Annotated in this window: 24 protein-coding genes; 11 read left to right on the top strand and 13 right to left on the bottom strand. The window is 70.8% G+C overall.

Annotated elements, in window-relative coordinates; genetic code table 11:
- Positions 1-70: 70 nt before the first annotated feature.
- Both mutL and N5096_RS04285 read right to left on the bottom strand, forming a co-directional pair.
- Positions 71-2,398: a DNA mismatch repair endonuclease MutL gene (mutL, locus tag N5096_RS04290; protein ID WP_267663095.1), complete on the bottom strand. Its 2,328-nt coding sequence runs from the start codon at positions 2,396-2,398 to the stop codon at positions 71-73.
- 396 nt (positions 2,399-2,794) lie between these two features.
- On the bottom strand, positions 2,795-3,826 hold the full coding sequence (locus tag N5096_RS04285) for a glutathione S-transferase family protein (RefSeq protein WP_267663094.1): 1,032 nt from the start codon (positions 3,824-3,826) through the stop codon (positions 2,795-2,797).
- 136 nt (positions 3,827-3,962) lie between these two features.
- Here N5096_RS04285 and N5096_RS04280 point away from each other — a divergent pair, with 136 nt between their 5' ends.
- Complete coding sequence (locus N5096_RS04280; protein ID WP_267663093.1) at positions 3,963-5,186, top strand: NAD(P)/FAD-dependent oxidoreductase; 1,224 nt, start codon at positions 3,963-3,965, stop codon at positions 5,184-5,186.
- Between the two features lie 24 nt (positions 5,187-5,210).
- Here the strand turns inward: N5096_RS04280 and N5096_RS04275 are convergent, their stop codons facing one another.
- Together N5096_RS04275 and N5096_RS04270 are read right to left on the bottom strand one after the other, a co-directional pair.
- Positions 5,211-5,639: an Hsp20/alpha crystallin family protein gene (locus N5096_RS04275; RefSeq protein ID WP_267663092.1), complete on the bottom strand. Its 429-nt coding sequence runs from the start codon at positions 5,637-5,639 to the stop codon at positions 5,211-5,213.
- Between the two features lie 3 nt (positions 5,640-5,642).
- The gene (locus tag N5096_RS04270) at positions 5,643-5,798 is read right to left on the bottom strand and encodes a DUF7559 family protein (RefSeq protein ID WP_008004573.1); all 156 of its coding nucleotides are present in this window, start codon (positions 5,796-5,798) and stop codon (positions 5,643-5,645) included.
- 56 nt (positions 5,799-5,854) lie between these two features.
- Between N5096_RS04270 and N5096_RS04265 the strand changes: the two genes are divergently transcribed.
- The 3 genes from N5096_RS04265 to N5096_RS04255 all read left to right on the top strand — a co-directional run bounded on the left by N5096_RS04265 (position 5,855) and on the right by N5096_RS04255 (position 9,669).
- Complete coding sequence (locus N5096_RS04265; RefSeq protein ID WP_267663091.1) at positions 5,855-6,847, top strand: DUF429 domain-containing protein; 993 nt, start codon at positions 5,855-5,857, stop codon at positions 6,845-6,847.
- A gap of 94 nt (positions 6,848-6,941) precedes the next feature.
- Entirely contained in the window at positions 6,942-8,822 is a 1,881-nt protein-coding gene (locus N5096_RS04260; RefSeq protein WP_267663090.1) for a radical SAM protein, read from the top strand.
- Between the two features lie 4 nt (positions 8,823-8,826).
- Positions 8,827-9,669 (top strand): MBL fold metallo-hydrolase, encoded by an 843-nt coding sequence (locus tag N5096_RS04255; protein WP_267663089.1) that lies wholly within the window; start codon positions 8,827-8,829, stop codon positions 9,667-9,669.
- A 9-nt stretch (positions 9,670-9,678) separates the two neighbouring features.
- Here N5096_RS04255 and N5096_RS04250 read toward each other — a convergent pair whose 3' ends face one another.
- A complete protein-coding gene (locus N5096_RS04250; RefSeq protein WP_267663088.1) occupies positions 9,679-10,299 on the bottom strand; it encodes an HAD family hydrolase in 621 nt (206 codons plus the stop codon).
- 83 nt (positions 10,300-10,382) lie between these two features.
- Positions 10,383-10,865: a DUF7321 family protein gene (locus tag N5096_RS04245; RefSeq protein WP_267663087.1), complete on the bottom strand. Its 483-nt coding sequence runs from the start codon at positions 10,863-10,865 to the stop codon at positions 10,383-10,385.
- A 95-nt stretch (positions 10,866-10,960) separates the two neighbouring features.
- On the opposite strand from N5096_RS04245, the gene N5096_RS04240 reads away from it, so the two are divergent.
- The 7 genes from N5096_RS04240 (at position 10,961) to N5096_RS04210 (ending at position 15,335) form a co-directional block, all read left to right on the top strand.
- Positions 10,961-11,833 carry a DUF7319 domain-containing protein gene (locus tag N5096_RS04240; protein WP_267663086.1) on the top strand — a complete coding sequence of 291 codons (873 nt, stop codon included), beginning with the start codon at positions 10,961-10,963 and terminating at the stop codon, positions 11,831-11,833.
- Positions 11,834-11,928: 95 nt separating this feature from the next.
- On the top strand, positions 11,929-12,576 hold the full coding sequence (locus N5096_RS04235) for a halocyanin domain-containing protein (protein ID WP_267663085.1): 648 nt from the start codon (positions 11,929-11,931) through the stop codon (positions 12,574-12,576).
- Positions 12,573-12,962, top strand: a complete 390-nt coding sequence (locus N5096_RS04230) for a DUF7318 family protein (RefSeq protein WP_267663084.1) — start codon at positions 12,573-12,575, stop codon at positions 12,960-12,962. Before N5096_RS04235 ends, N5096_RS04230 begins: the two co-directional genes overlap by 4 nt.
- 4 nt (positions 12,963-12,966) lie before the next feature.
- Positions 12,967-13,776: a cytochrome b gene (locus tag N5096_RS04225; protein ID WP_267663083.1), complete on the top strand. Its 810-nt coding sequence runs from the start codon at positions 12,967-12,969 to the stop codon at positions 13,774-13,776.
- Between the two features lie 4 nt (positions 13,777-13,780).
- Positions 13,781-14,569: a cytochrome b family protein gene (locus N5096_RS04220; RefSeq protein WP_267663082.1), complete on the top strand. Its 789-nt coding sequence runs from the start codon at positions 13,781-13,783 to the stop codon at positions 14,567-14,569.
- A 45-nt stretch (positions 14,570-14,614) separates the two neighbouring features.
- Entirely contained in the window at positions 14,615-15,046 is a 432-nt protein-coding gene (locus N5096_RS04215) for a DUF7315 family membrane protein (RefSeq protein ID WP_267663081.1), read from the top strand.
- A gap of 4 nt (positions 15,047-15,050) precedes the next feature.
- Complete coding sequence (locus tag N5096_RS04210) at positions 15,051-15,335, top strand: DUF7314 family protein (RefSeq protein WP_267663080.1); 285 nt, start codon at positions 15,051-15,053, stop codon at positions 15,333-15,335.
- Between the two features lie 287 nt (positions 15,336-15,622).
- On the opposite strand, the gene N5096_RS04205 is transcribed toward N5096_RS04210, so the two are convergent.
- The 7 genes from N5096_RS04205 to N5096_RS04175 form a co-directional block, all read right to left on the bottom strand.
- A complete protein-coding gene (locus N5096_RS04205; protein ID WP_267663079.1) occupies positions 15,623-16,066 on the bottom strand; it encodes a DUF7313 family protein in 444 nt (147 codons plus the stop codon).
- A gap of 24 nt (positions 16,067-16,090) precedes the next feature.
- Positions 16,091-16,861: an NAD(+)/NADH kinase gene (locus N5096_RS04200; protein ID WP_267663078.1), complete on the bottom strand. Its 771-nt coding sequence runs from the start codon at positions 16,859-16,861 to the stop codon at positions 16,091-16,093.
- 52 nt (positions 16,862-16,913) lie between these two features.
- Entirely contained in the window at positions 16,914-18,236 is a 1,323-nt protein-coding gene (locus tag N5096_RS04195; protein ID WP_267663077.1) for a M28 family metallopeptidase, read from the bottom strand.
- A 62-nt stretch (positions 18,237-18,298) separates the two neighbouring features.
- Complete coding sequence (locus N5096_RS04190) at positions 18,299-18,958, bottom strand: DUF420 domain-containing protein (RefSeq protein ID WP_267663076.1); 660 nt, start codon at positions 18,956-18,958, stop codon at positions 18,299-18,301.
- A 96-nt stretch (positions 18,959-19,054) separates the two neighbouring features.
- Positions 19,055-20,107: an NAD(P)-dependent glycerol-1-phosphate dehydrogenase gene (locus N5096_RS04185; protein WP_267663075.1), complete on the bottom strand. Its 1,053-nt coding sequence runs from the start codon at positions 20,105-20,107 to the stop codon at positions 19,055-19,057.
- Between the two features lie 76 nt (positions 20,108-20,183).
- The gene (locus N5096_RS04180) at positions 20,184-20,882 is read right to left on the bottom strand and encodes a LysE family translocator (protein ID WP_267663074.1); all 699 of its coding nucleotides are present in this window, start codon (positions 20,880-20,882) and stop codon (positions 20,184-20,186) included.
- Positions 20,883-21,016: 134 nt separating this feature from the next.
- Positions 21,017-21,676 (bottom strand): metal-dependent transcriptional regulator, encoded by a 660-nt coding sequence (locus tag N5096_RS04175; protein WP_267663073.1) that lies wholly within the window; start codon positions 21,674-21,676, stop codon positions 21,017-21,019.
- Positions 21,677-21,680 lie beyond the last annotated feature (4 nt).

Genomic DNA, 21,680 nt, shown 5'->3' with positions numbered 1-21,680 from the left:
TCGAATAATATCCGCCACCGCGTCGGCGACCCCGATCCGGTTCGTCGACACCGCTCCCGACGCGGCGGTCTCACTCCGCGCGCCGACCCGCGTGGCCGGGGTAGTCGCGCTCGAACCGCGATCCGATCTCGTCGCGGTCGAGCCGGATCACGACCGGGCGGCCGTGGGGGCAGGCGTACGGGTTCTCGCAGGCGTCGAGCCGGTCGAGCAGGTCGACCACTCGCCCCTCGGTCAGCGAGGTGTTCCCGGTCACGGACGGGTAACACGCCAGGTCCGCGAGGAGCTCGTCGACGACGTCCGTCACCGGCTCGTCGCCTTCGGTGGCGTCCCCGACGAACGCGGAGAGGACGTCCCGGAGGAGGTCCGGGTCGAGCGCGGCGTCGAAGACGGCGGGGACCGACCGGACGGCCACCTCGCGCTCGCCGGCGCGCTCGGCGCGGAACCCGATCGCGGCGAGGTCGTCGACGAAGTCGTCGAACAGCGCCGCCTCGCGCGCCGTGAGTTCGACGCGCACCGGCTCCGCGAGCGCCTGCGCGTCGGCGCCGTCGGCGAAGGCCGCCTGCAGGCGCTCGTAGTTCACCCGCTCGTCGGCCGCGTGCTGGTCGATCAGCACGAGCCCGTCGGGCGCCTCCGCGACGACGTACGTCTCGTGGAGCTGGCCGAGCACCCGCAGCGGCGGGAGCGAGTCGTAGGTCCGCTCCGCGGCCTCGGTGGTGTCGCCCGCGAGGGTGCGCTGGGCGGTCGGAGTCGAGCGTGACTCGGTCGCCGGAGCCCCACGTTCGTCCGACGCGGGAGCGGGGTCGTTCGGAGCGGGACCGGTGGCGGCGTCCGCCGCGGAATCGGCGTTCGTCGCGGAGTCGGCGTCAGTCGCGGAGTCGGCGTCAGTCGCGGAGTCGGCGTCGACGTCGGTCGCAAGACCGGTGTTGGCGTCGGCCTCGCCGTCGCCGAACCGGTCGAGTCCCCCCGGCGTCTCGGCGTCGCCCTCGAAATCGACCTCGGCGGCCGCCGCGTCACCGTCTCCCGAGTCGGTCTCGGCGTCGTCCGTGTCCGACTGCCAGCTCCGCGGTGAAGGACGGTCGGCGGGGGATTCTGTGGAGTCGATGGCGTCGACGGCGCCGTCCGAGTCCGCGTCGCCCACCGACCACGCGTCCTCGTCCGTCGGGTCCAGTTCGGACGCGGCGGTCGCGGATTCGTCGGGGGTTCCCGTGTCGTCGCCGGCGTCGCGGTCGCCGAGCGCCGCGCGCTCGTGGTCGGTCCCGGCGCCGCCGACGGCCTCGGTGTCGGGGCCCTCAGGGGTGATCTCGGTCTGATCCGGGGCCGACTGGCCCCGCGGCGCGGTCGAGCGGATCAGGCCGTGGTCGAGCAGGGCGCTCTCGACCGCCTCCTCGACCGCGGCGCGCACGGCGGGCTCCTCGTCGAAGCGGACCTCCAGCTTGCGGGGGTGGACGTTCACGTCGACGTCGCCGGGGGGCACCTCGACGAACAGCACCGCGAAGGGGTAGCGGTCGGGCGCGAGCTGGCCGCCGTACGCGTCCAGTGCCGCCTCGCGGAGCGCGCTCGCGGTGACGTACCGGTCGTTGACGTAGGTGGCGAGGTACTCACGGGTCGAGCGCGTCGCCTCCGGGTGCGAGACGAGCCCCGTGACGCGGCGGACGGGCGGGTCGTCGGGGTCGCCGGCGGCGTGGGCCGAATCGACGCCGCCGTCGGGTTCCCACGCCACGTCCACCATCGCCTCCGCGACCTCGCGGCCGTAGACGGCCAGCACGGCCGACCGGAGGTCGCCGTTCCCCTCGGTCGCGAACGTCTCGCGGCCGTCGTGTTCCAGCGAGACCGCGACGTCGGGGTTCGCGAGCGCGTAGCCCGTGACGACCGTGTTCACCCGGTCGAACTCGGTGGTCGTCCGCTTGAGGAACTTCTTTCGGGCGGGGGTGTTATAGAAGAGGTCCGTCACCTCGACGGTCGTCCCCTCGGGACAGCCTGCGGGCCGGACCTCACCGACGTCGCCGCCCTCGACCGTTATCTCGGCGCCCGCCTCGGCGTCCGGGGGGCGGGACCGGACGGTGAGCCGCGAGACCGCGCCGACGGTGTACAGCGCCTCGCCACGGAAGCCGAGCGTGCCGACCCCGCGGTCGAGGTCCTCGATGTCGCCGATCTTCGAGGTGGCGTGCTCCGCGACGGCGGCCTCGAGTTGGTCGGCGGGGATCCCCACGCCGTCGTCGCGGACGCGGACCCCCTCGGTGCCGCCGGCCTCGACCGAGACGGCGACGCGGCTCGCGCCCGCGTCGAGGCTGTTCTCGATCAGCTCCTTGACGACGCTCGCCGGGCGCTCGACGACCTCGCCGGCCGCGATGCGCTGGACGGTGCGCTCGTCCAACCGCTCGATGTTCGGCGGCTCCATTGCTACTCTCCGGTGGGACGAGCGCGCACTTGAAGCCGTTGTCGGCGACGATATGTCGGAGAGGCGATTTCGGCGAGTACCGCCGAAGTTCCGGCCGATCGCTTATAAGTAGCTGTCTGCGGATCGGTGGTGAATGCCTCCGGCGCCCCAGCCGCGACGACTCGCGCGGCTTGCTGCGCGCGTCAGTCGCTCACTCCATTCGCTCCTCGTAGTGCTTGCGTCGCCGGGCTTCGTCCTCGCGGCAGCGTGGCGCGTAGCGCCACGGGCAGCCGGCGGCAGAGCCGCCGGCTGCCAGAGGGACCGAAGGTCCCTCGCTGTTCGCGGCCCAGGGGCCGCTCACGGGCACGCGCCGCAGTTCATTTATAAATAGCCGCTGTCGCGCGGGCCGTGTGGCGCTCAGTCGTCGGCAGTCGGCGTCGGCGCCTCGCCGCCGAGCGCGTCGCGGTCGTGGTCCGCCTCGAACTCCAGATCGGGACCGCGCGCGATGATCCCGGAGGGCGTCACGTCCGGGTGGGTCGTGTAGTAGTGCTCTTTGATGTGGCTCATGTTCACCGTCTCGGTCACGCCCTCGGTCTGGTAGAGGTCGCGGAGGTACGGCCACAGATGCTCGTACTGGTGGATGTGCTTCTTGTTGCACATGAAGTGGGTGTGGTACACCTGGTCGAACCGGATCAGCGTCGTGAACATGCAGATGTCGGCCTCGGTGAGCGAGTCCCCGACGAGGTAGCGCTGGTCGGCGAGGTGCTCGTTCCAGCGGTCGAGCGCGCCGAACAGCTCGTCTATCGCCTCGTCGTACGGCCCCTGGGACTTCGCGAAGCCGGCGCGGTAGACACCGTTGTTGACCGGCTCGTAGATCTCGGTGACGACCTCGTCGACGTCGGCGACGGTCGCCTCGTCGCCGTCGTCCGGCAGCAGCGAGACGTCGTTGCCGAGGTCGTCGAAGGCGGTCGAGAGCATCCGGAGGATCTCTCGGGACTCGTTGTTGACTATCGTGTCCGCCTCGGTGTCCCAGAGGACGGGGACGGTCACCCGACAGGTGGCGTCGGGGTCGGCCTCGACGTACAGCTCGCGGAGGTAGTCGCTGTCGCGCAGGTGGTCCCGGGTGCACGCCTCCTTCTCGGGGGTGAACTGCCAGCCGCCCTCCCCGCGGTACGGGTCCACGACCGAGACGCTGATGGCGTCCTCCAGGCCGAGCAGCGACCGCGCGATAAGGGTTCGGTGCGCCCACGGACAGGCGTAGGAGACGTACAGGTGGTACCGGCCCGCCTCGGGCTGGAACCGCTCGTCCGGCTCGGCGTCGACGTGGTCCGGCACGTCGCTGCCCGCGATCCAGTTCCGGAACGTCGTCTCGCCGCGCTGGAACGAGCCCTCCTCGTCCGTCGTCTCGTACGTGTCAGTCCTCCACTCTCCGTCCACGAGCTGGTTCATACTCGATCAACGGGCTCGACGCGCATAACGTGGGCGGGGACACGCGTGTCACCCGGCGGGGGGTCGGCCTCCGGGGCGCCCCGCGTCGACGGCCGCCCGGCGCTACCGTTAACACCGTCCCGCGAGAGGCGAGCGCATGAGCCGACCCGCGCGAAGCAGTTCCGGAGACTCGCCCGCGGTCGCGGTCGTCGGGGGCGGCGCCGTCGGCGTTACCGCGGCCGCCGACCTCGCGGCCCGCGGCGCGAGCGTGACGCTGTACGAGCGCGGCGACCTCGGCGCCGGGAGCTCCGGCCGCGCCGCCGGCGTGCTGTACGACGCGTACGCCGAGGACGTCGACGCCGCGCTGGCCGCCCGCGCCATGGAGCGGTTCCGCGCGATCGACCGGTCGCTGCCCGGGTTCGAATTCACGCCCTGCCCGTACGTGATCGCGGTCCGCGATGGCGACCCGGACGCCGACGCCGTCCCCGCGATGGTCGACCGGATGCGCTCGCACGGCCGCGACGTCTCCCTCGTGACCCCTGACGCCCTCGGCGATCGCTTCCCGGTCGCGACCGACGACCTCGCGGTCGCCGCGGTCGCCGAGGGCGCGGGCTGGTGTGACCCGGCGAGCTACGTCGCGGCGATGGGACGCCGGGCGCGCCGCGAAGGGGTCGCCGTCGAGACCGAGACGGCCGTCTCGCTGACCGGCGACGCGGCCGAGCTCCGGATCGAAGCCGACGGTGGGAGCGGCGCCGAGACCCGGGAGTTCGACGCGGTCGTCGTCGCCGCCGGCGCGCACACCGCCGACGTCCTCGCCGACGTCGGGGTCGCGGTCCCGGTGGTCCCGTACCGCGTGCAGGCGCTGACGACCGGGGTCGCCTACGACGGCCCGATGGTCTACGACGCGAGCGCGGGCGTCTACCTCCGGCCCCGTCCCACCGGCCTGCTTGCCGGCGACGGGACCGAACCGGTCGCGGCCGACCCGGACGACTACGAGCGCGGGGGCGACGACTGGTTCGTCGACTCCGTCACCGAGACGCTCCGCGAGCGCGTCGACGCGGTGAGCGGGGGCGAGTTAAACTCGGAGCGGGCGTGGGCCGGGCTCTGCACGGCGACGCCCGACGGCGACCCGCTCGTCGGACCGGTGGGAAGGGCGGGGAGCCTGTTCGTCGCCGCCGGCTGGCAGGGCCACGGCTTCATGCGAGCGCCGGCGGTGGGCGAGCACGTCGCCGAGGGCGTGCTGGCGTCGCTCGACGGGACCGACGCCGACAGCGAGTCGCCGTGGATCGACCCGTTCGACCCCGACCGGTTCGACGGGGGCGAGGCGTTCGAGATCACGGAGGGGATGTCGGTCGAAGGGCGGATCGGGGAGAAGCGATAGGAGCGCGGTCGGCGTTCGCCGGGGTCAGGCTTCGTCGATGTCGTCTTCCTCGACGACCGCGACGTCCCGCGCGTCGTCGTTCTTCGGGATCTCCACCTGAAGCGTCCCGTTGCGCGTCAGCGTCGCGTTCGCACCCTCCGGGGTGACGTTCGCGTCGCGGGGGAGGTCGGCGCTCCCGGAGAGCGAGATCCCCCGCCCGGGGAACAGCATCTCGTAGCCGTCGTAGAAGTCGCGGAACCGGTCGAGCTCGACCTCGACAGTGTGGTCGAGGAACGTCACGTTGAGGTCGTCGCCGCGGACGCCGGGGGCGTCGAAGACGACGAGGTAGGCGTCGTCGCTCTCGAGGAGGTCGTACGAGAGCGGGCGACGCTCCTGCATCTTGCTCCACCCGCGGCCGACGCGTTCGAGGGCGCGACGGACGATCGACCGGCCGGTCTCGACGAGCTCGCTCACGGGTTACACCTCGATCTCGGCGAGGTCGCTCCCGCCGCAGTACGGGCACGACAGGTCCTCGACCGCGTGGTCGTCGGGCACGTCGTACGTGTAGTGGTTCTCGAACATGTCGAGCTCGCAGTCGTCGCTCTCGCATTTGACCTCCATCGTCGATGGCATATACGCTATTGTTGTGTCGGCGAGGGCTTAAACGGCGTGGCGGCGGCCGTCCGTGCATGGAGGGTACCGACGACGGCGGCGGGGCGGACCGGGCGGGCGACGGGCCGGTCCGCGTCCACGGCGTCGACTTCAGCGCGGCGGCGGACGATGCGGGGCGGAAGACGTGGGTCGCGAGCGGGACGGTCGACCCCGAGAGCGACGGGCTGCTCGTGACCGATCTCCGGCCGCTCGCCGAACTCGCCGGCCTCGACGGCGACGGCCGCGGCCGTCGAGGCGCCGCCCGCGAGGACGCGCTCCCGGCGCTCGCGGCGTGGGTCCGCGAGCGCGACCAGAGCGCTGCGGTCGGGCTCGACTTCCCGTTCGGGCTCCCCCGGTTCGTCGTCGAGGAGACCGGCAACGACTCGTGGCGTTCATTTATAAGCGAGTTCCCGAAATCGATCGGTGCCGGTGAGGGGGATGCTGGTGACGGCGGCGACGAGAGCGACGCGGCGGGCGACCCGGTCCGGGCGTTCGCCGAGCGCTGTGTCGGGTTGACCGAACGGTACGGCGAGGGGACCTACGACAAGCGCCGGACGGACGCCGCCGTCGGCGCGCGATCACCGTACGGGTTCATCGCCGACACGATCGCCTTTTACGGCATGCGCGACGTGCTCGCGCCGCTCGCCGACGACGTCCGGTTCGCGCCGATGGACCGGACGGAGGGGGGGTGGCGGCCCGGGACGCCGCCGGGACCGACGGTCCTCGAGACGTATCCGGCCGCGGTGCTGGACCGCCTCGGGCTCTACCGGACGAGCTACAAGGGCGGCGGCGAGTCGGAAGCGACCCGTCGCCGGCGGAACGCCGAGGGGCTGGTCGAGGCGGCCGAGGTGGCTTATAAATCCGGGGAGGGACTCGCGGACGCAATGGTCGCCGAGGCGGGCGGCGACGCCCTCGACGCCGTCGCCGCCTGCGTCGGGGCGTTCGCCGCGTGGAAGCGGGGGTACGAGACGGACGTCGCGGCGTTCGACGACCCCGACGCGGTCGCGCTCGAAGGGTACATCTACGGCTGAGCGGCGTCGTGGCTCGCGGCGCAGCGATGCCCGATCCGGCGAGCCCCGCCGTTCCGCACGCTTTTCCCGTCTCGGCCGACTACGGTGGGGCAACATGACCGATTCCGCTCCGGCCGACCGCGGCTCCCTCCCGCCCGATCCGGCCGACCTCTCCGTCACGGTCGTCGACGGCTACGTCGACGAGCCGGCGCACTTCGGCGTCCCCCCGTACATCTCGACGTACCCGCGGTACACGGCCGGCGCGCTCGTCGACGCGGGCGTCCCCGAGTCGCGGATCACCTACCACACCATCGACGAGCTGCGCGACGACCGTTCGAAGCGCGCGGACGTCGCCGACGCCGACCTCATGGTGTACGTCGGCGGGATGACGGTCCCCGGGAAGTACGTCGGCGGGACCCCGGCCGAGCCCGACGAGGTTCGGGAGCTGGGCTGGACCGCGGACGGCGTCACCCTGCTCGGCGGCCCCGTGCGGTTCGGCGTCGGGGAAGAGAACGCGGGCGCCCAGGAGACCGAGCGCGACGACCTCGACTACGACTTCGTCGCCATGGGCGACGTGGAGGCGGCCGCGTACGACCTCGTCAGCGAGGGGTTAGAGGGGTTCGGCAACCGGATGCGCGACAACGCGGAGATCGATCGGTGGGCCGAGAAGGGGGCGTTCGTCGTCGAGCAACACCCGAACCACCCGGACTACCTCATCTGCGAGATGGAGACCTCCCGGGGCTGCGCCTACCGCTGTTCGTTCTGCACGGAGCCGCTGTACGGCGACCCGGCGTTCCGCACTCCCGGCTCCGTCGTCGACGAGGTCGACGCGCTCTCCGACCGCGGGGTCAGGCACTTCCGGCTCGGCCGACAGGCCGACATCCTCGCGTTCGGCGGCGACGGCGAAGCGCCGAACCCCGACGCCCTGCGTGAGCTGTACGGCGGGATCCGCGAGGCCGCGCCCGACCTCCGGACGCTCCACCTCGACAACATGAACCCGGTGACGATCACCGACTACCCCGAGGCCTCCCGCGAGGCGATCCGGGTCATCGCCGCGCACAACACGCCCGGTGACACCGCCGCGTTCGGGCTCGAATCGGCGGACCCGGTCGTCCAAGAGCGGAACAACCTGCTCGTCACCGCCGAGGAGTGTCTGGAGGCCGTCCGCGTCGTCAACGAGGAGGGCGGGTGGCGCCCGGGCGACACCCCCGAGACGACCCCCGGCCCCGACGACCGAGTGGTCGGCCCCTCGACCGGGCCCGACGCCTCGCCACGGCTCCCGAAGCTCCTCCCCGGGATCAACCTCGTCCACGGGCTCACGGGCGAGCGCCCGGAGACGTACGAGCACAACAAGCGCTTCCTCGAGAGCGTCTACGACGAGGGGCTGATGCTCCGGCGAATCAACATCCGGCAGGTGATGGCGTTCGCCGGCACCGAGATGGCCGAGACGGGCGCCGACATCGCCCAGGAGCACAAAGACCAGTTCCAGGCGTACAAGCGGGAGGTGCGCGAGACGGTCGACAACCCGATGCTCGACCGCGTCGTCCCGCCCGGGACGGTGCTCCCCGACCTCCACTTGGAGTACCACCAGGACGGGAAGACGTTCGGCCGGCAGCTCGGCACGTACGCCCTCCTCGTCGCCGTTCCCGGCGAGCGCGAGCTCGGCACCGCCATCGACGTGGCGATCACCGACCACGGCTACCGCTCCGTGACGGGCGTCCCGTACCCCCTCGACGTCAACGCGGCGTCGATGGCCGAGCTGACGGCGGTCCCCGGGATCAACCGGAGCAAGGCGGGCGACATCGTCGTCGGGCGCCCGTACGGCTCGGTCGACGAGGTCGACGCCGGCGTCGCCGACCTCTCTCGGTTCGCCGTCGCCGACGCCGACGTCGACGCGCCGATTCCCGGCCGCGAGCGCGCGGGGTCCGGGCCCGGTCCGGCCGCGCGCTCCCTGCTCGACCGCCGAGAGGGCTCCTCGGTCGGCCGCGGGGACTGAAGCGATGGCGGCGTCGGACCCGAGTCAGTCGATCACCCGCGTCCCGGCTCCGGTCGACACCCGCGCGCCGGGCGGGACGACGAACGCCCACGTCGCCGGCGGGCTCCTCGTCGACCCCGCGGCCCGCACCGACGCGCTGGACGACGCGATCGACCTCAACGGTGAGGGCCGCTCCGACGCCGCGATAGACGCGATCGCGGTCACCCACGCCCATCCGGACCACGTCGGCGCGGTCGGCGAGTACGCGGAGCTCACGGGCGCTCCCGTTTTCGCGCACGCCGACCACATCGACCGGTTCGCGGAGGCGACCGGCGTGGAGCCCGACGGGACGTTCGCAGACGGGGAGACCGTGGGGGACACCGACGTCCGCGCGGTCGACACGCCCGGCCACGCGCCGGACCACGTCGCCTTCGCGGTCACCGAGGGCCGCAGGGACGGAACTGCCCCCAACGGGCTCCTCTGTGGCGACCTCGCGGTCGCCGAGGGCAGCGTCGTGGTGGGGGCCCCTGAGGGCGACCTCCGCGAGTACCTCGACAGCCTGGAACGGGTCCGAGACGGCGGCTACGACCGACTCTACCCGGGTCACGGTCCCGTGATTAGCGATCCGAGAAGCGCCTGTCAGCGACTGATCGACCACCGACTGGACCGCGAGCGGGCGGTCCTCGCGGCGGTCGAGAGCGGCGCGAGCGGCGTGGACGCGGTCGTCGACGCCGCTTACGAGAAGGACCTGACGGGCGTCGCGGACCTCGCGCGGGCGACGGTCGTCGCGCACCTGGAGAAGCTCGTGGCGGAGGGGCGGATCGGAGAGGAGTGGGCGGACCGCCTCTCTCGCGAGCGAGGTATTTAAAAGACGACGCTACGGCTCGGCTTCGAACTCGGCCGCGACCTGCGAGAGCGGCGTCTCCGTCACGTCGACGAAGCGACCGCCGACGTCCTTGATTCCCCCGTCGGTGTCGGGGTTGTCGCCGACGTGGACCAGCGTCTCGGGAGCGACGTCGAGCGCGTCGGCCGCGGCCTCGAACGCCTTCGAGTGGGGCTTCCGCCAGCCGCAGCCGACGCTGGCGGTGACGGCGTCGAACTCGCCGCGGAGGCCGGCGCGGATCAGGGTCTTGGAGACGAGCTCCGGCACGGCGCAGTTCGAGAGGAGCCCGACCGGCCCCTGCGCGCCCACGTCGCGGACGGCCTCGAGGGCGCCGTCGCGTCTCGTCACGTCCGGGTCGAACGCCGCGACGACGGCGTGCCGGACGACGTTCTCCGCGGCGTCGACGCCGCGGGAGTCGAGCGCGTGTGCGACGTGCGCCGGGAGCGGGACCTCGGCCCCGGCCGGGGCGTCCACGTGTCGCTCGCCGTACGCGACGTGCCAGTCGTCCGGCACCGCGATGCCGCGGGACTCCAGCTCTCGCGCGACGGTCTCCGCGGGGTCCGAGGGGTACTCGACGTCGACGAGCGTCCCGAACAGGTCGAAGGTGACTGCCACGATACGCCCTGTTAGAGTAAAACGGGATTGAAGCTGTCGGTCGGGGAGGGAGGCGGGGATCGAACGGCGGAAGACTGTGCTCCTCAGATCGCCGTGGCCACGTGGATCGAGTAGAAGCGGTAAAGGCCCGTCACCCACGCGCAGAGCCAGAGGAGCATGAACCCCGCAACGCCGACGCGGAGCCGGGCGCGCCAGTGGCTCATGTCCTCGTGGATCTCGTCGATGTCGACGTCGGGGTCGTCGTACGCGTCGGCGTTTCGCTTGGCCTGCAAGATGCGGACGATACCGGTGAGCGCGAACGCCAGCAGCGCGTACGCCTGGAGTCCGAGGAACGCGTGGATCACGGCGAGCCCAGACAGCCGCCGGAAGAGGCGGGGGATCATCCATACGACGATGGGGACCGTCGTCAGCGCCAGCCCGGTACCGATGTACCAGAGGTGGTGCGTGAGGACGTTCCAGCTCACCGTCTCGGCGTCGATCATGATCCACGCCCCGTACAGCAGGAAGGGGAGACTCGTCGTCACCGACAGCCCGGCGAGCGCCGCGAAGACCGACTCGTCTACCATCGATTAACGGTTCGGGCTCCGGCGCGTAAAACTCCCCGATCCGCCTCGGAGCGAGGACGAAAACAGTTAGCGTGCGGAGCCCGTACTGGAGAGCGATGGAGGACACCTCGACGGGATCGGAGTCGGAACCGAGACCGAACCGGGAACCGGGCGCGTCCGATGACGGGGCGTCACCCGACGGCGACGAGGCGTCTCCCGGCGGCGAGAGGCCCGGGGACGGGGCGGGACAGACCGTCGAGGACGACGCCGCGGGCGACCTCGACGAGCTCAGGCGGCGCGTCGAGGAGGAGTACGACTTCGACGACTTCGGCCCGTCGGACATGGCCCGGATGAGCGCCGAGGAGTGGGACGCCGCCTTCGACGCCGATTCGTGGATCACGGGCGACCGCCTGCTCGAACGCGCCGAGGCGGAGCTCAAGTCGCGGATCGCCCGTCGGGAGGTGTTTGGTGTGTTGGAGCGCGTGCGCGCCGACGGCGAGGAGCGGATCTTGGTCTACTCCGACGAGGGGTACGCCATCGTCCGACCGACCGGCGAGGTGGCCGGACAGGGGACGGTGCTTCGCGACATCGAGCCCGTCGTCGCGCTGGCGGCCATGGAGTCGTACGACGTCCCCCAGCCGCCGGAGGACTGGTCGCTTCCGCACCCCGACACCGTCCCCGAGGGGTCCGGTGAGTTCGGGAACCTGATGGTCCAGGTGATCGCGGTCGTGCAGTTGATCGCCGGCGCCGCGCTGCTCGGGGCCACGCTCCTCACCGACCTCGACACGATCGTGGCGCCGGCGATGGGGGTCGTGTTCCTGCTCGTCGGCCTCTTCCTGTTCGTGATGGTGGCGAACGCGCGGCTCTCGGATCGCTTCCGCTCGGAGGAGTACCGAGAGCGGCTGCGGGCCCTCCGCGAGGCCAAGGAGCGTCCCGACTTCGTCCCGGTCGAAGGAGGGGTCGTAGACGAGGACCAACTCGACGAGTAAAGCGCCGATATCGCGGCATAGAGGCCCTGTATACGTCCCCCCGTCGACGGGGTCAGTCGGTGGGTTTAAGCGCACGCCGTCCTGAGTAAAACTGTATGAAAAGGCGGGAATTCGTGCGGACGGCCGGGGGTGCGACCGCCGCGGTCGCGGCCGGTGCCGGCGCGACCGGGACGGCCGCCGCACAGGAGGTACAACCGGAGTGGCCGAGCGGGGTCACGGGCGGGAACCTGGGATCCTATCAGGACGCCCGCGGCGAGAGCGAGGTGACCGTCCAGGTCGGCGCGGGCGACAGCGGGCTCGCGTTCGACGCGACCAAGTTGTGGGTCGACCCGGGGACGACCGTCACGTGGGAGTGGACCGGCGAGGGCGGCGCCCACAACGTGGCCACCGTCGACGGCGGCGGCCCGGCGAGCCTCGACAGCGGTGACCCGATCGGAGAAGAGGGCGCGACCTACGAGTACGAGGTGACCGAGGAGGACGCCGGCATCACTCACTACCACTGCGTCCCTCACACGGCGACGGGGATGCACGGCGGCCTCGCAGTCGGCGAGGACGTCCCGACCGTCGAGGTCGGCGGCGCGTCCAACGGGTGGCCGGAGAACATCGCCCACGTCGGGGTGCCGCTTCACGCGCACTGGGTCGGTATCGCCGCGATGCTGGGCATCTCGCTCACGTTCGTGTTCACGTTCTACCTGCTGAAGTACGGCGAGTCCGCCCACACCGGCCACGGAGGTGCACAATGAGCTCTGGGGGATCCTCGTACGGCGACATCCACCGGTACGAGCCCGCTCGCGAGAGCACCGCCGCCGCGATCGCGATCGTGCTCCTCACCGTCATCGAGGTCGTGTTCGTCTCCCTGTTCGTCTTCGGGCTCATGTCCGCGTGGGCCTCGACGGAGTTCGGAAACATGTTCGCCGGCGCGTTACTGGCGATGATCTTCATCGACCTCGCCTTCATCCTCCTGTTGTACCGCAAGGAGTTCCTCCCCGACGTGATGATCGTGAAGAAGCGTCGTCGCAAGTGGGAGGACCTCTACGTCCGTGAGGAAGACAAAGACGGCGTCGGGATAGACACCGGCGGCGCAATGGACACCATCAAGCGGGCTGTCTACCCGTACTACAAGAAGTGACACAATGAGCCTCAAGAAACAGGACGACATGGACCACAACGCGTGGCTCAAAAATCAGGATCTGACGGCCATCGAGACCGCGTTCCTTACCACGCTCATCTGGCTGGACAAGCGGCTCCGCATCGTCGACTACCTCGAGCTGTTGGAGACGATGTACTACCGCGCGAACCTCCAGATGCCGAAGAGCCACACGGAGCAGTACGACTTAGACAACAAGTTCTGGTACTGGTACCCGCTGTACTCGCTCGGGTCGCTGTCGATCATCGCGTACCTGGTCGCGGCGGTCTCCGGCGCGCTGCTCGGGTTCTACTACTCCCCGTCGACCGCCGGCGCCGTCGCGCAGGGCGACCCGACAGCCGCGTACGACTCCGTCGTGATGATCATGACGGACGTCCAGTTCGGCTACATGCTCCGCTCCATCCACAGCTGGTCGGCCCAGTTCATGGTCGCCGCGGTGTTCCTGCACATGCTCCGCGTGTACTTCACCGGGTCGTACAAGGAGCCCCGCGAGGTCAACTGGATCCTCGGGGTCGTGCTCATCAGCCTGACACTCCTGTTCGGCTTCTCCGGGTACGTGCTCCCGTGGAAGCAGCTGTCCTTCTGGGCCGCACAGATCGGCGTCGAGATGGCGCTCGCGACGCCTATCGTAGGCGAGTGGGCGGCCCAGCTCCTGTTCGGCGGGTTCACGCTTGGACAGGCGACGCTCGTGAGAATGTACATCCTGCACGTCTTCGTGCTGCCGTTCGTGGTGACCGGCCTCATCGCGCTCCACGTCGGCATCGTCTGGGTGCAGGGGATCGCCGAGCCGCACTAATCCAATGACCGACGACACCACCCCCATGACGGACGGAGGCACCGACGAGGAGGCGCGCACCGACGGCGGTCCGCCGGCGACCGTGCCGCCGGACGACGAGACGCCGACCTGGACCGAGCGCAAGGAGCACTCCAGCGGGCTCGCGCAGCTCACCTATCAGTACTTCGAGCGCTCCCGGCGCGAGGACGAGGACCTCCGCGCGGAGTCGACGTACGTCGAGCGCGACGTGCTCGGCTTCCCCACGTGGCCCCACGAGACGATCCGGAACCTCGCTATCACGAGCTTCTTCGTGGGAATTATCGTCCTCATCGCGGCGCTGATGCCGGCGCACTACGGCGAGCCGGCGAACCCCGGCTCGACGCCGGGGATCATCCTGCCCGACTGGTACCTCTACTGGTCGTTCGGCCTGCTGAAGCTCAACCCTATCAACCCGAGCCTTGAGGTGCTCGGCGGGAACATCGCCATCTCCAACGAGTTCCTCGGGATCACCGCTCACGGGATCGTCTTCGGTGCCATCACGCTCGTGCCGTTCCTCAACAAGGGGGGCGCGCGGCGTCCCGTCGAGCAGCCGTTCTGGGCGGCCGTCGGCGTGACCGGGGTCGTCCTGTCGATCACGCTCGCGGCCCTCGCGATCCAGAACTTCTTCCCGATCTCGCTCGACCTGCTGCTCACGCTGACGTTCATGCTCCCGCTCGTCGGCGGTATCATCACCTACGCGGTGTTGAAAACGATGCGTGAAGGGTACATGTACGACCTGAACCGGCGGTACTACATGCTGCGCCCGCCGAAGTAACGGCCTCGAACACCCGGTTCCGTTTTCCCGCCGCACACTCCCTCGATGTCATCACCCACCGACCACGACGACGCACAGGCGTTCGACGAGACGGGCGACCCGATCGCCGCGGACGAACAGGAGGACCCCCGTAGCGAGCCGACCGGCCCCCGAGCCGGGACCGAGGGGCGCGAGGTCGTCGTTCCGTTCCGCCTGTACAAGGCCGTCACCGTCTTCTCGACGCTGGCGGCCGTGGTCGCGTACCTGATCGGGTTCACGCTCGTCGACGCCGCGACGCTGCAGATCAGCTTCGTTCGGACGACGATCGTCTATCTCCTGAACAGCGCCGGCCTTTACCCCTCGAAGGACGCGCTGGTCGCCGTGCTGGCGATCGCGGGCATCGCGTTTATCGTCGGCGGGACCGCCGTGTACGTGCTCGGGACGCGGTTCCGCGGCCAGGGGATGGGAAAGTCTCAAGACGACTCCGGCGAATCGTAAAACAATGGCAGACGAGTTCATGAAGGGGTTCGCCCTGTTCACGCTCGGTGGCCTCGGCTGGCTCACCTTCGGTGGATGGTACCGGACGCCCTCGTACTACGACATCGTGCAGCTGGTCAACCCCGCCGAGGGCGTGGACAGCGCCTACGGAGAGATCGGCCTCGTCGCCGGCGACGCGTTCTTCTGGGTGATGATCCTCGGCGCGCTCACCTTCTGGGTGCTCATCCCAGCGAGCCGCGAACTGCGCGACGCCCTCGACGACGGCGCCGACGGCGACGCCGCGAACTGACCGTCGGCCCGCGTCGTTTTTCGGCCCGCTTCTGTTCCGCGATTTTCCGTCACCCGGAGACGTCCGTCCGGCTCGCCGCGTGGATACGGCTCCCGCGAGACCCCCGACGAGAGCAGGCGAGCGGACGCGACCGTGAGCGCGGAGCCGCGACCTCGAGAACGGTAGGGGGAACTCGCGGCGGAACAGGAGAAGCGCAGGTCACGGGTGGGAGGGACGTGGCAGCGACGGAGAAAGCGACACCGCGACCGTCGATAGCGAGGCGGGAACGGCGGCGTCCGAAGTCGGTTTCAGGCGATGACGAACTGGTCCCAGAGGCCCGAAACGAGGAACCACAGGGCGTAGTAGGAGGCGAACACCAAGACGAGCAGCGACGCGGCGATCGAGCTCTTCGGGGCCTCGATCGGCATGTCGTTGCGCGCCTCGACGTTGCGCGCCTCCAGCTCGAAGAGGTCGGCGATCAGCATCGTGATCACGAGCACCGAGAGGATCACGCCGCTGACGGGGGCGTCGAGCACGAACAGGAAGCTCAACAGCACGAGCCCGATGTTCGTGAACGCGTGCGGCGTGTACGGCTCGACGCCGTCGTCCGAGTCGCCCTGTTCGACGTGGCGGCGGTGCGCGAGGTGGCGCGTCGCGAGGTTCGCGACCGCCATCACGAGTATCGCGTACGGCAGCACCGGTCCGACGGCGGACAGCCAGCCGAGGGGAACGAGGAACTGCAGTGGGTCCATATCGACACATCCGGTGACGAGTTATTAGAGTGTTTCCGATCGCCGCGCTCGGTGCCCGCCCGCGAGCGTCACGATCGTGACGGAGTCGACCGCCTCGATCGCGATCGGCCGGTGCGGCGCGACGGCCCCGCGCTCGTCCCCGTCGACCACGAGGGCGACCGATTCCGTCTCCCGCTCGACTGAGAGCGAGAGTCGGTCCGCGGCGATCCACGTGTCCGTTCGGGTCCGGAACGGGGCGATCGGCACCACGGAGAGGCCGCCGCCGGGCTCGACGACCGGGCCGCCGACGGCGTTGGCGTACCCGTCGCTCCCGAGCGGGGTGGCGGCGACGAAGCCGTCCGCGCGGAACGACTCGTTCGTCCCGTCGACGATGTCGAGCGTGAACTCGGAGATGCGGGCGGGCTCCGCGGTGACGAGCGCGACGTCGAAGGCGGCGCGTCGCGTCTGCCCGTCTCCCGCGTCGACCGCGAGGGTCGGATGCGTGACGCGCCGGACTTCGGCCGCGGGACCGCCCCCGTCGTCGTCCTCCCCACCGCGGAGCGCCGCGTCGATCAGCGCCCGGAGCCGCCGTTCGGCGGCGTCGACATCCACCGCGAGCCGCCGCGCGCCGACCGGAATCACCGGGGCGTTCGGCGCGTCGACGAGGGCGTCGCGGAGGGCGTCGTCACCGACGGCGACGACGGCGTCGGCGGCGTCGCTGTCGACGGATCGGTAGGAGAGGCCCGCGAGCGCGTCCTGGAGCGCCGTCGCCCGATCGTCGCCGACGACCGCGATGCGCCCTTCCGACGGTTCCATACGCGAGGGGTGCGGCCGGCGCGCGTGAAAACCTCCCGGTTCGCGGCGGGGGCTACCGCTGGAACGGCCAATCGCCGGTGACCTTCATGCCGGTCGCCTTCCCCTCCCGCTCGAGGGCGGCCGCGATCTCGTCGCGGTCCCGGCGCTCGGTTGTTACGGATTCGTCGGCGAGTTCGACGACGAGCTCGGTCAGCAGGATCGCCTGCTCGCGGAGGTTCCGGGATTCCAGCTTGTCGAGCGTGTCGGCGCCGGTGTGGCCCCAGCCGCGGCCGCGGCCCTCGGTCTCGCCGGAGACCATGTACCCCGGGATCCCGCGCTCCACGAACGGCCAGTGGTCGCTGTGGGGGACCAGGTCCGCGCCGAGCGAGACTGGGTGATCGAAGCGGTCGCTCACGCGCTCGCCGGCCGCCGCCAGTGGGTCGAACCCGTGGTGGTCGAGCCGGAGGGTGCGGCCGAACACGTTGCTGTCAACGTTGACGACGGCCGCGAGTCGGTCGGGGTCGACACCCTCCGCGTACAGCGACGAACCGACGAGCCCGACCTCCTCGGCGCCGAAGGCGACGAACCGGACCCGCCGGTCGAGCTCGTCCTCGCGGGCGGCGAGCGCGCGGGCGACCTCGACGATCGTCGCCGTGCCGGCGCCGTTGTCCATCGCGCCCTCCGCGAGGTCGTGGGCGTCGACGTGCGAGGAGACGACGAGGTACTCGTCGGTGTCGGGGCCGAGCTCGGCCACGGCGTTCCCGCTCGTCGCGTCGGGCGTCTCGCAGTCGACGGCGACGGTCAGCTCGTCGCCCTCGTACCGACGCGCGAGCCGCGAGCCGGTCTCCTTCGAGACGCCGACCGCGGGGATATCGCCCACGGGGGCGTCCGCCGTGCCGACGCTGCCGGTCGGCGGAAGCGTCCCCTCAACGTGGTTCGCGAAGACGAAGGCGGCGGCGCCGGCCTCGACGGCGCGGCAGTACTTCTCGTTGCGGTGAACGAACCGGTCGACCGAGTCGGGCGTGTCCGACGAGGCCATCACGACCGCCCCGTCGAGGTCGGCCTCGAAGTCCTCGGGGACGCCGTACCCCAGATCGACGAACTCACCGGTCGCCTCGCCGCTCGGGCTCCGCGGGAGCGCGATGCAGGCGTTCATGCCCTCGGCGAGCGTCTCGTCACCGAGCCGGATCGCGCTGTCGCCGCGCTCCCAGCCCTGGATTTCGAACGCCTCGATCCGCGCGTTCCGCGCGCCGGCGTCGGCCAGCGCGTCGCGCGTCAGCTCCAGCCCCTCGCGCTCGCCGTCGGAGCCAGCCATGCGGCTCCCGAGGTCGACCAGCGCTTCGAGGTGACTCCAGCCGGCGTCGCTGGTGAATGTGTCGCCAATCCAGTTGGTCATGGGTGAGGGTGTGGCGACGGCGAGTCAAGCGTTTCGGTGGGGGCGGCCGGTGCCGGGGTTCATCAGCCGAGGACGACCGGGAGGAGGACCGTCGCGGCCTCGGCGGCCGCGAACGTCGAGTCGTACAGGTGGTTCAACAGGACGTAGGTGACGACGCCGAGCACGAGCGAGAGGATCCACGCGCTCGCGGCGATCCGACCGACGCGGCGGTGCGGCGTCTCGTTCCGGAGCTCCCGCTCCGAATGCGTGAGCCCGAGGACGATCGCGTAGAGGACGACGGGGACGGAGACGACGGAGAGCAGGATGTGGACCGCGAGCATGACCAGGTACGCCGGGTACACCCACTCCCATAAGGGGACCCAGCCGTACGCCGAGTCCAAGACGAACTCCTTCGTTCCCCCGCCCGCGACCTTCGGGAGGTACATCGCGAGGAAGACGAGGATGAGAGCGAAAGAGGTTGTCATCGCGGCCGCGTGCTTTCTGACCTCGTCGTTGCGGATCCAGTACCAGCCGAGCGAGAGCGTGACGACGGTGACGGTGTTGACCGCGGCGATGGCGTGCGCGAGCAGGTCGACGGTGCCGCGGGTCAGCGTCGGGAACAGCGCCTGGAACTCCGGGACGAGGAAGACGCCGCCGACGGCCCCGTAGCCGACGATCGTGAGGATCACGGTGATCGCGCCGGCCCGCTCCTTGGCCCGGTCGCGAACGCTGGCGGTGGACATATCGGGTGGAGGGAACGGAGCGATAAGTCGGCTTCGGGTGCTCCCGCCGGTCGGGGCGGGCTATCTGCTGCCTCCCGCTCGACGACGTCGTCCCGGCTACCGCTCGACGACGCCCGTCGCCGTCGCGACCTCGATGGCGGCCTCCTGGTTGATCCCGCCTTGGAGGATCGTGTAGCGGTCGCGGATCTCGTGGGCGGTGGTCAGCGCGGCGAGCAGCTCCTCGTCGTCGACGCCGAGCTCGGCGGCGGTCGTCGGGGCGTCGAGTTCGTCGAGTGCGTCGCGGATCGCGCTCCATCGGCCGTTCTCGCCGCTGTGAAGATACTCCGTCATGATCGAGGCGACGCCGACCTGGTGGCCGTGGAGCGCCTTCCCGGGGGCGATGCGGTCGAGCTGGTGGGAGATGAGGTGCTCCGCGCCGGAGGCGGGCCGCGAGGAGCCTGCGATCGACATCGCGACGCCGGAGGAGACGAGCGCCTTCACGACGACCCACGAGGACTCCTCCAAGCCCGGGCGGATCATGTCGGCGTTCTCGACGAGCAGCTCCGCGGTCATCTCCGAGAGCGCGCCGGCGTACTCGCTGTACTCGACGTTGCGGAGCCGCCGGGCGAGCCGCCAGTCTTTCACCGCGGTGTAGTTCGAGATGATGTCGGCACAGCCCGCGGTAGTGAGCCGCCACGGGGCGTTCGCGAGCAGCGTCGTGTCCGCGACGACCGCCAGCGGCGGGTCGGCGGCGACCGAGTGGCGCGTGTCGCCCTCGGGGATGGAGGAGCGCCCGGAGACGATCCCGTCGTGGGAGGCGACCGTGGGGACGGAGACGAAGCCGACGTCGAGGTGGTCGGCGGCCATCTTCGCGATGTCGATCGGCTTCCCGCCGCCGAGGGCGATCAGGTAGCCCGGGTCGATCGCCTCGGCGGTCGCGGTGAGCTCCTCGACCGCGTCGAAGGAGGCCTCCTCGACGACCGCGGTCTCGGGGTCGTCGAACTGCGCGCGAACCCGGTCGCCGGCGATCTCGTTCGGCGTCGGGCTCGTGACGATCAGCGGCCGTCCCGTGAGGTATAACTCGCCGACCGCGGCGCCGAGGTCGTCGATCACGTCGTGACCGACGAGCACGTTGCGCGGGAGCTTGATCCACGTGGACTTCTCGAACATACGGGTCGGTCGCGCTCGCGGGGCAAAGCCGTTGTCCATGTCGGCGGCCGGCGGGGGCCTCGCCGCGCCGCGGCGTCTACCCCGCCAGCGCCGAGAGCGTCGTCGCCGCGTCGTAGAGGAAGAAGACGCCGAACCCGGCAAGCACGACCGCCGAGACGACCGCGACGACCGGCGCGAACGTCTCGGTCCGGTTCTCGGCGGCGGCGAGTCCCACGGGGAACCCGACGATCCAGATCAGCACGCCGAGAAAGAAGCCGCCGATCAGCGCTGGCGACCCGGTGGAGACCACCAAGGTCCCGGCGAGGTCGGCGCCGACGACCGGGAGGCGGGCGAGCACGTCGAGCTCGCTGGGGCGCAGCATCCCGACGCCGACCGTGAGCCAGAACAGCACTTGGTACGGGTTTGTCAGGGCGAGTACCAACGCCTTGCGGAACCCCTTTCCGGCCTCGATCGACGGCTCGTCGCCCGAGGTCGGCCGGAAGGACGCGCGCGCGCCGCGGGCCGCGCCGACGGCGAAGTACAGCATCAGGACGCCGCCGCCGGCGACCATCGCGCCGCGGAGCAGCGGGAACGAGTCGACGACGGCGACGACCCCGAGGTATGCGAGTACGAAGAATATCGCGTCGGCGGTGGCGGCGCCGAGCCCGGCGCGGAAGCCGGCGAATCGCCCCCGAAGCACCGACTCCCCGGCGATGACGGCGTTCATCGGGCCGGGCGGGGCCGCGAGCGCGAGGCCGAAGACGACCCCCGCACCGAGCGTGACGAGGAGGTTCACACCGCTCCGAACGGTCGGTTTCGTGAAAAAATCCGCGAACGAAGAGTGGGCGTCAGGGCCGGAAAAGCGACACCGATGGCCGAAGGTGGGGGGCGATACGAGGGCAGCGGGGACGGACGGGAGCCCGGACGCGCTCAGTCCGCGTCCTCGACGCGGATCGACCGGGCGACCGCCGCCGGCAGGCTCTGCTCAGCGGTCGGGGTCGCCACGGTCACCATCCCGAAGGGAGCGATATCGACGACATCGATCTCGGTTCCGGGCGTGATCCCGGCGTCGGCGAGGTAGTCCAGCTCGTCCTCGTCGCGGTCTGACACCCGGGTGACGACCACGCGGTCGCCCTCGGCGTGGTCGGAGAGCCGCGGGCCGCTCCCCTCGTCGACGGGTTCGAGGTCGGCCCCGGGGATCGGGTCGCCGTGGGGGTCGACGGCGGGGTCGCCGAGCGCCTCGGCGACGCGACGCTCGAACTCCTCCGAGATGTGGTGTTCCAGGGCGTCGGCCTCGTCGTGGACCTCGCTCCAGTCGTAGTCGAGTCGGTCGGCGAGGAATGCCTCCAGCAGCCGGTGGTGGCGGACGACCTCCAGCGCGACCGCCTCGCCCTCCGCGGTGAGCTCCGCGCCCTGGTACGGCTCCCGCTCGACGAGCCCGCGCTCCTCCAGTTTCCCCAGCATGTCCGTGACCGACGGGGAGGTCTTCTCGAGGTACTCCGCGACCGCGGACGTCGAGACGGGAGGGCCCCCCTCCGACTGGAGGACGTAGATCGCCTTCAGGTAGTCCTCCATGACGTCGCTCAGCATTTAT

It is taken from the genome of Halorubrum yunnanense (genome assembly GCF_026586675.1).
Lineage (GTDB): Archaea > Halobacteriota > Halobacteria > Halobacteriales > Haloferacaceae > Halorubrum > Halorubrum yunnanense.
The sequence above is the reverse complement of the archived record's forward strand: the minus strand, read 5'-3'. Positions and strand labels throughout refer to the sequence as shown.

Coding starts and splice junctions, on each gene's coding strand:
- mutL (WP_267663095.1), bottom strand. CDS start 2,398: ATGGAGCCGCCGAACATCGAGCGGTTGGACGAGCGCACCGTCCAGCGC.
- N5096_RS04285 (WP_267663094.1), bottom strand. CDS start 3,826: ATGAACCAGCTCGTGGACGGAGAGTGGAGGACTGACACGTACGAGACG.
- N5096_RS04280 (WP_267663093.1), top strand. CDS start 3,963: ATGAGCCGACCCGCGCGAAGCAGTTCCGGAGACTCGCCCGCGGTCGCG.
- N5096_RS04270 (WP_008004573.1), bottom strand. CDS start 5,798: ATGCCATCGACGATGGAGGTCAAATGCGAGAGCGACGACTGCGAGCTC.
- N5096_RS04265 (WP_267663091.1), top strand. CDS start 5,855: ATGGAGGGTACCGACGACGGCGGCGGGGCGGACCGGGCGGGCGACGGG.
- N5096_RS04260 (WP_267663090.1), top strand. CDS start 6,942: ATGACCGATTCCGCTCCGGCCGACCGCGGCTCCCTCCCGCCCGATCCG.
- N5096_RS04255 (WP_267663089.1), top strand. CDS start 8,827: ATGGCGGCGTCGGACCCGAGTCAGTCGATCACCCGCGTCCCGGCTCCG.
- N5096_RS04245 (WP_267663087.1), bottom strand. CDS start 10,865: ATGGTAGACGAGTCGGTCTTCGCGGCGCTCGCCGGGCTGTCGGTGACG.
- N5096_RS04240 (WP_267663086.1), top strand. CDS start 10,961: ATGGAGGACACCTCGACGGGATCGGAGTCGGAACCGAGACCGAACCGG.
- N5096_RS04235 (WP_267663085.1), top strand. CDS start 11,929: ATGAAAAGGCGGGAATTCGTGCGGACGGCCGGGGGTGCGACCGCCGCG.
- N5096_RS04230 (WP_267663084.1), top strand. CDS start 12,573: ATGAGCTCTGGGGGATCCTCGTACGGCGACATCCACCGGTACGAGCCC.
- N5096_RS04225 (WP_267663083.1), top strand. CDS start 12,967: ATGAGCCTCAAGAAACAGGACGACATGGACCACAACGCGTGGCTCAAA.
- N5096_RS04220 (WP_267663082.1), top strand. CDS start 13,781: ATGACCGACGACACCACCCCCATGACGGACGGAGGCACCGACGAGGAG.
- N5096_RS04215 (WP_267663081.1), top strand. CDS start 14,615: ATGTCATCACCCACCGACCACGACGACGCACAGGCGTTCGACGAGACG.
- N5096_RS04210 (WP_267663080.1), top strand. CDS start 15,051: ATGGCAGACGAGTTCATGAAGGGGTTCGCCCTGTTCACGCTCGGTGGC.
- N5096_RS04205 (WP_267663079.1), bottom strand. CDS start 16,066: ATGGACCCACTGCAGTTCCTCGTTCCCCTCGGCTGGCTGTCCGCCGTC.
- N5096_RS04200 (WP_267663078.1), bottom strand. CDS start 16,861: ATGGAACCGTCGGAAGGGCGCATCGCGGTCGTCGGCGACGATCGGGCG.
- N5096_RS04195 (WP_267663077.1), bottom strand. CDS start 18,236: ATGACCAACTGGATTGGCGACACATTCACCAGCGACGCCGGCTGGAGT.
- N5096_RS04190 (WP_267663076.1), bottom strand. CDS start 18,958: ATGTCCACCGCCAGCGTTCGCGACCGGGCCAAGGAGCGGGCCGGCGCG.
- N5096_RS04185 (WP_267663075.1), bottom strand. CDS start 20,107: ATGTTCGAGAAGTCCACGTGGATCAAGCTCCCGCGCAACGTGCTCGTC.
- N5096_RS04175 (WP_267663073.1), bottom strand. CDS start 21,676: ATGCTGAGCGACGTCATGGAGGACTACCTGAAGGCGATCTACGTCCTC.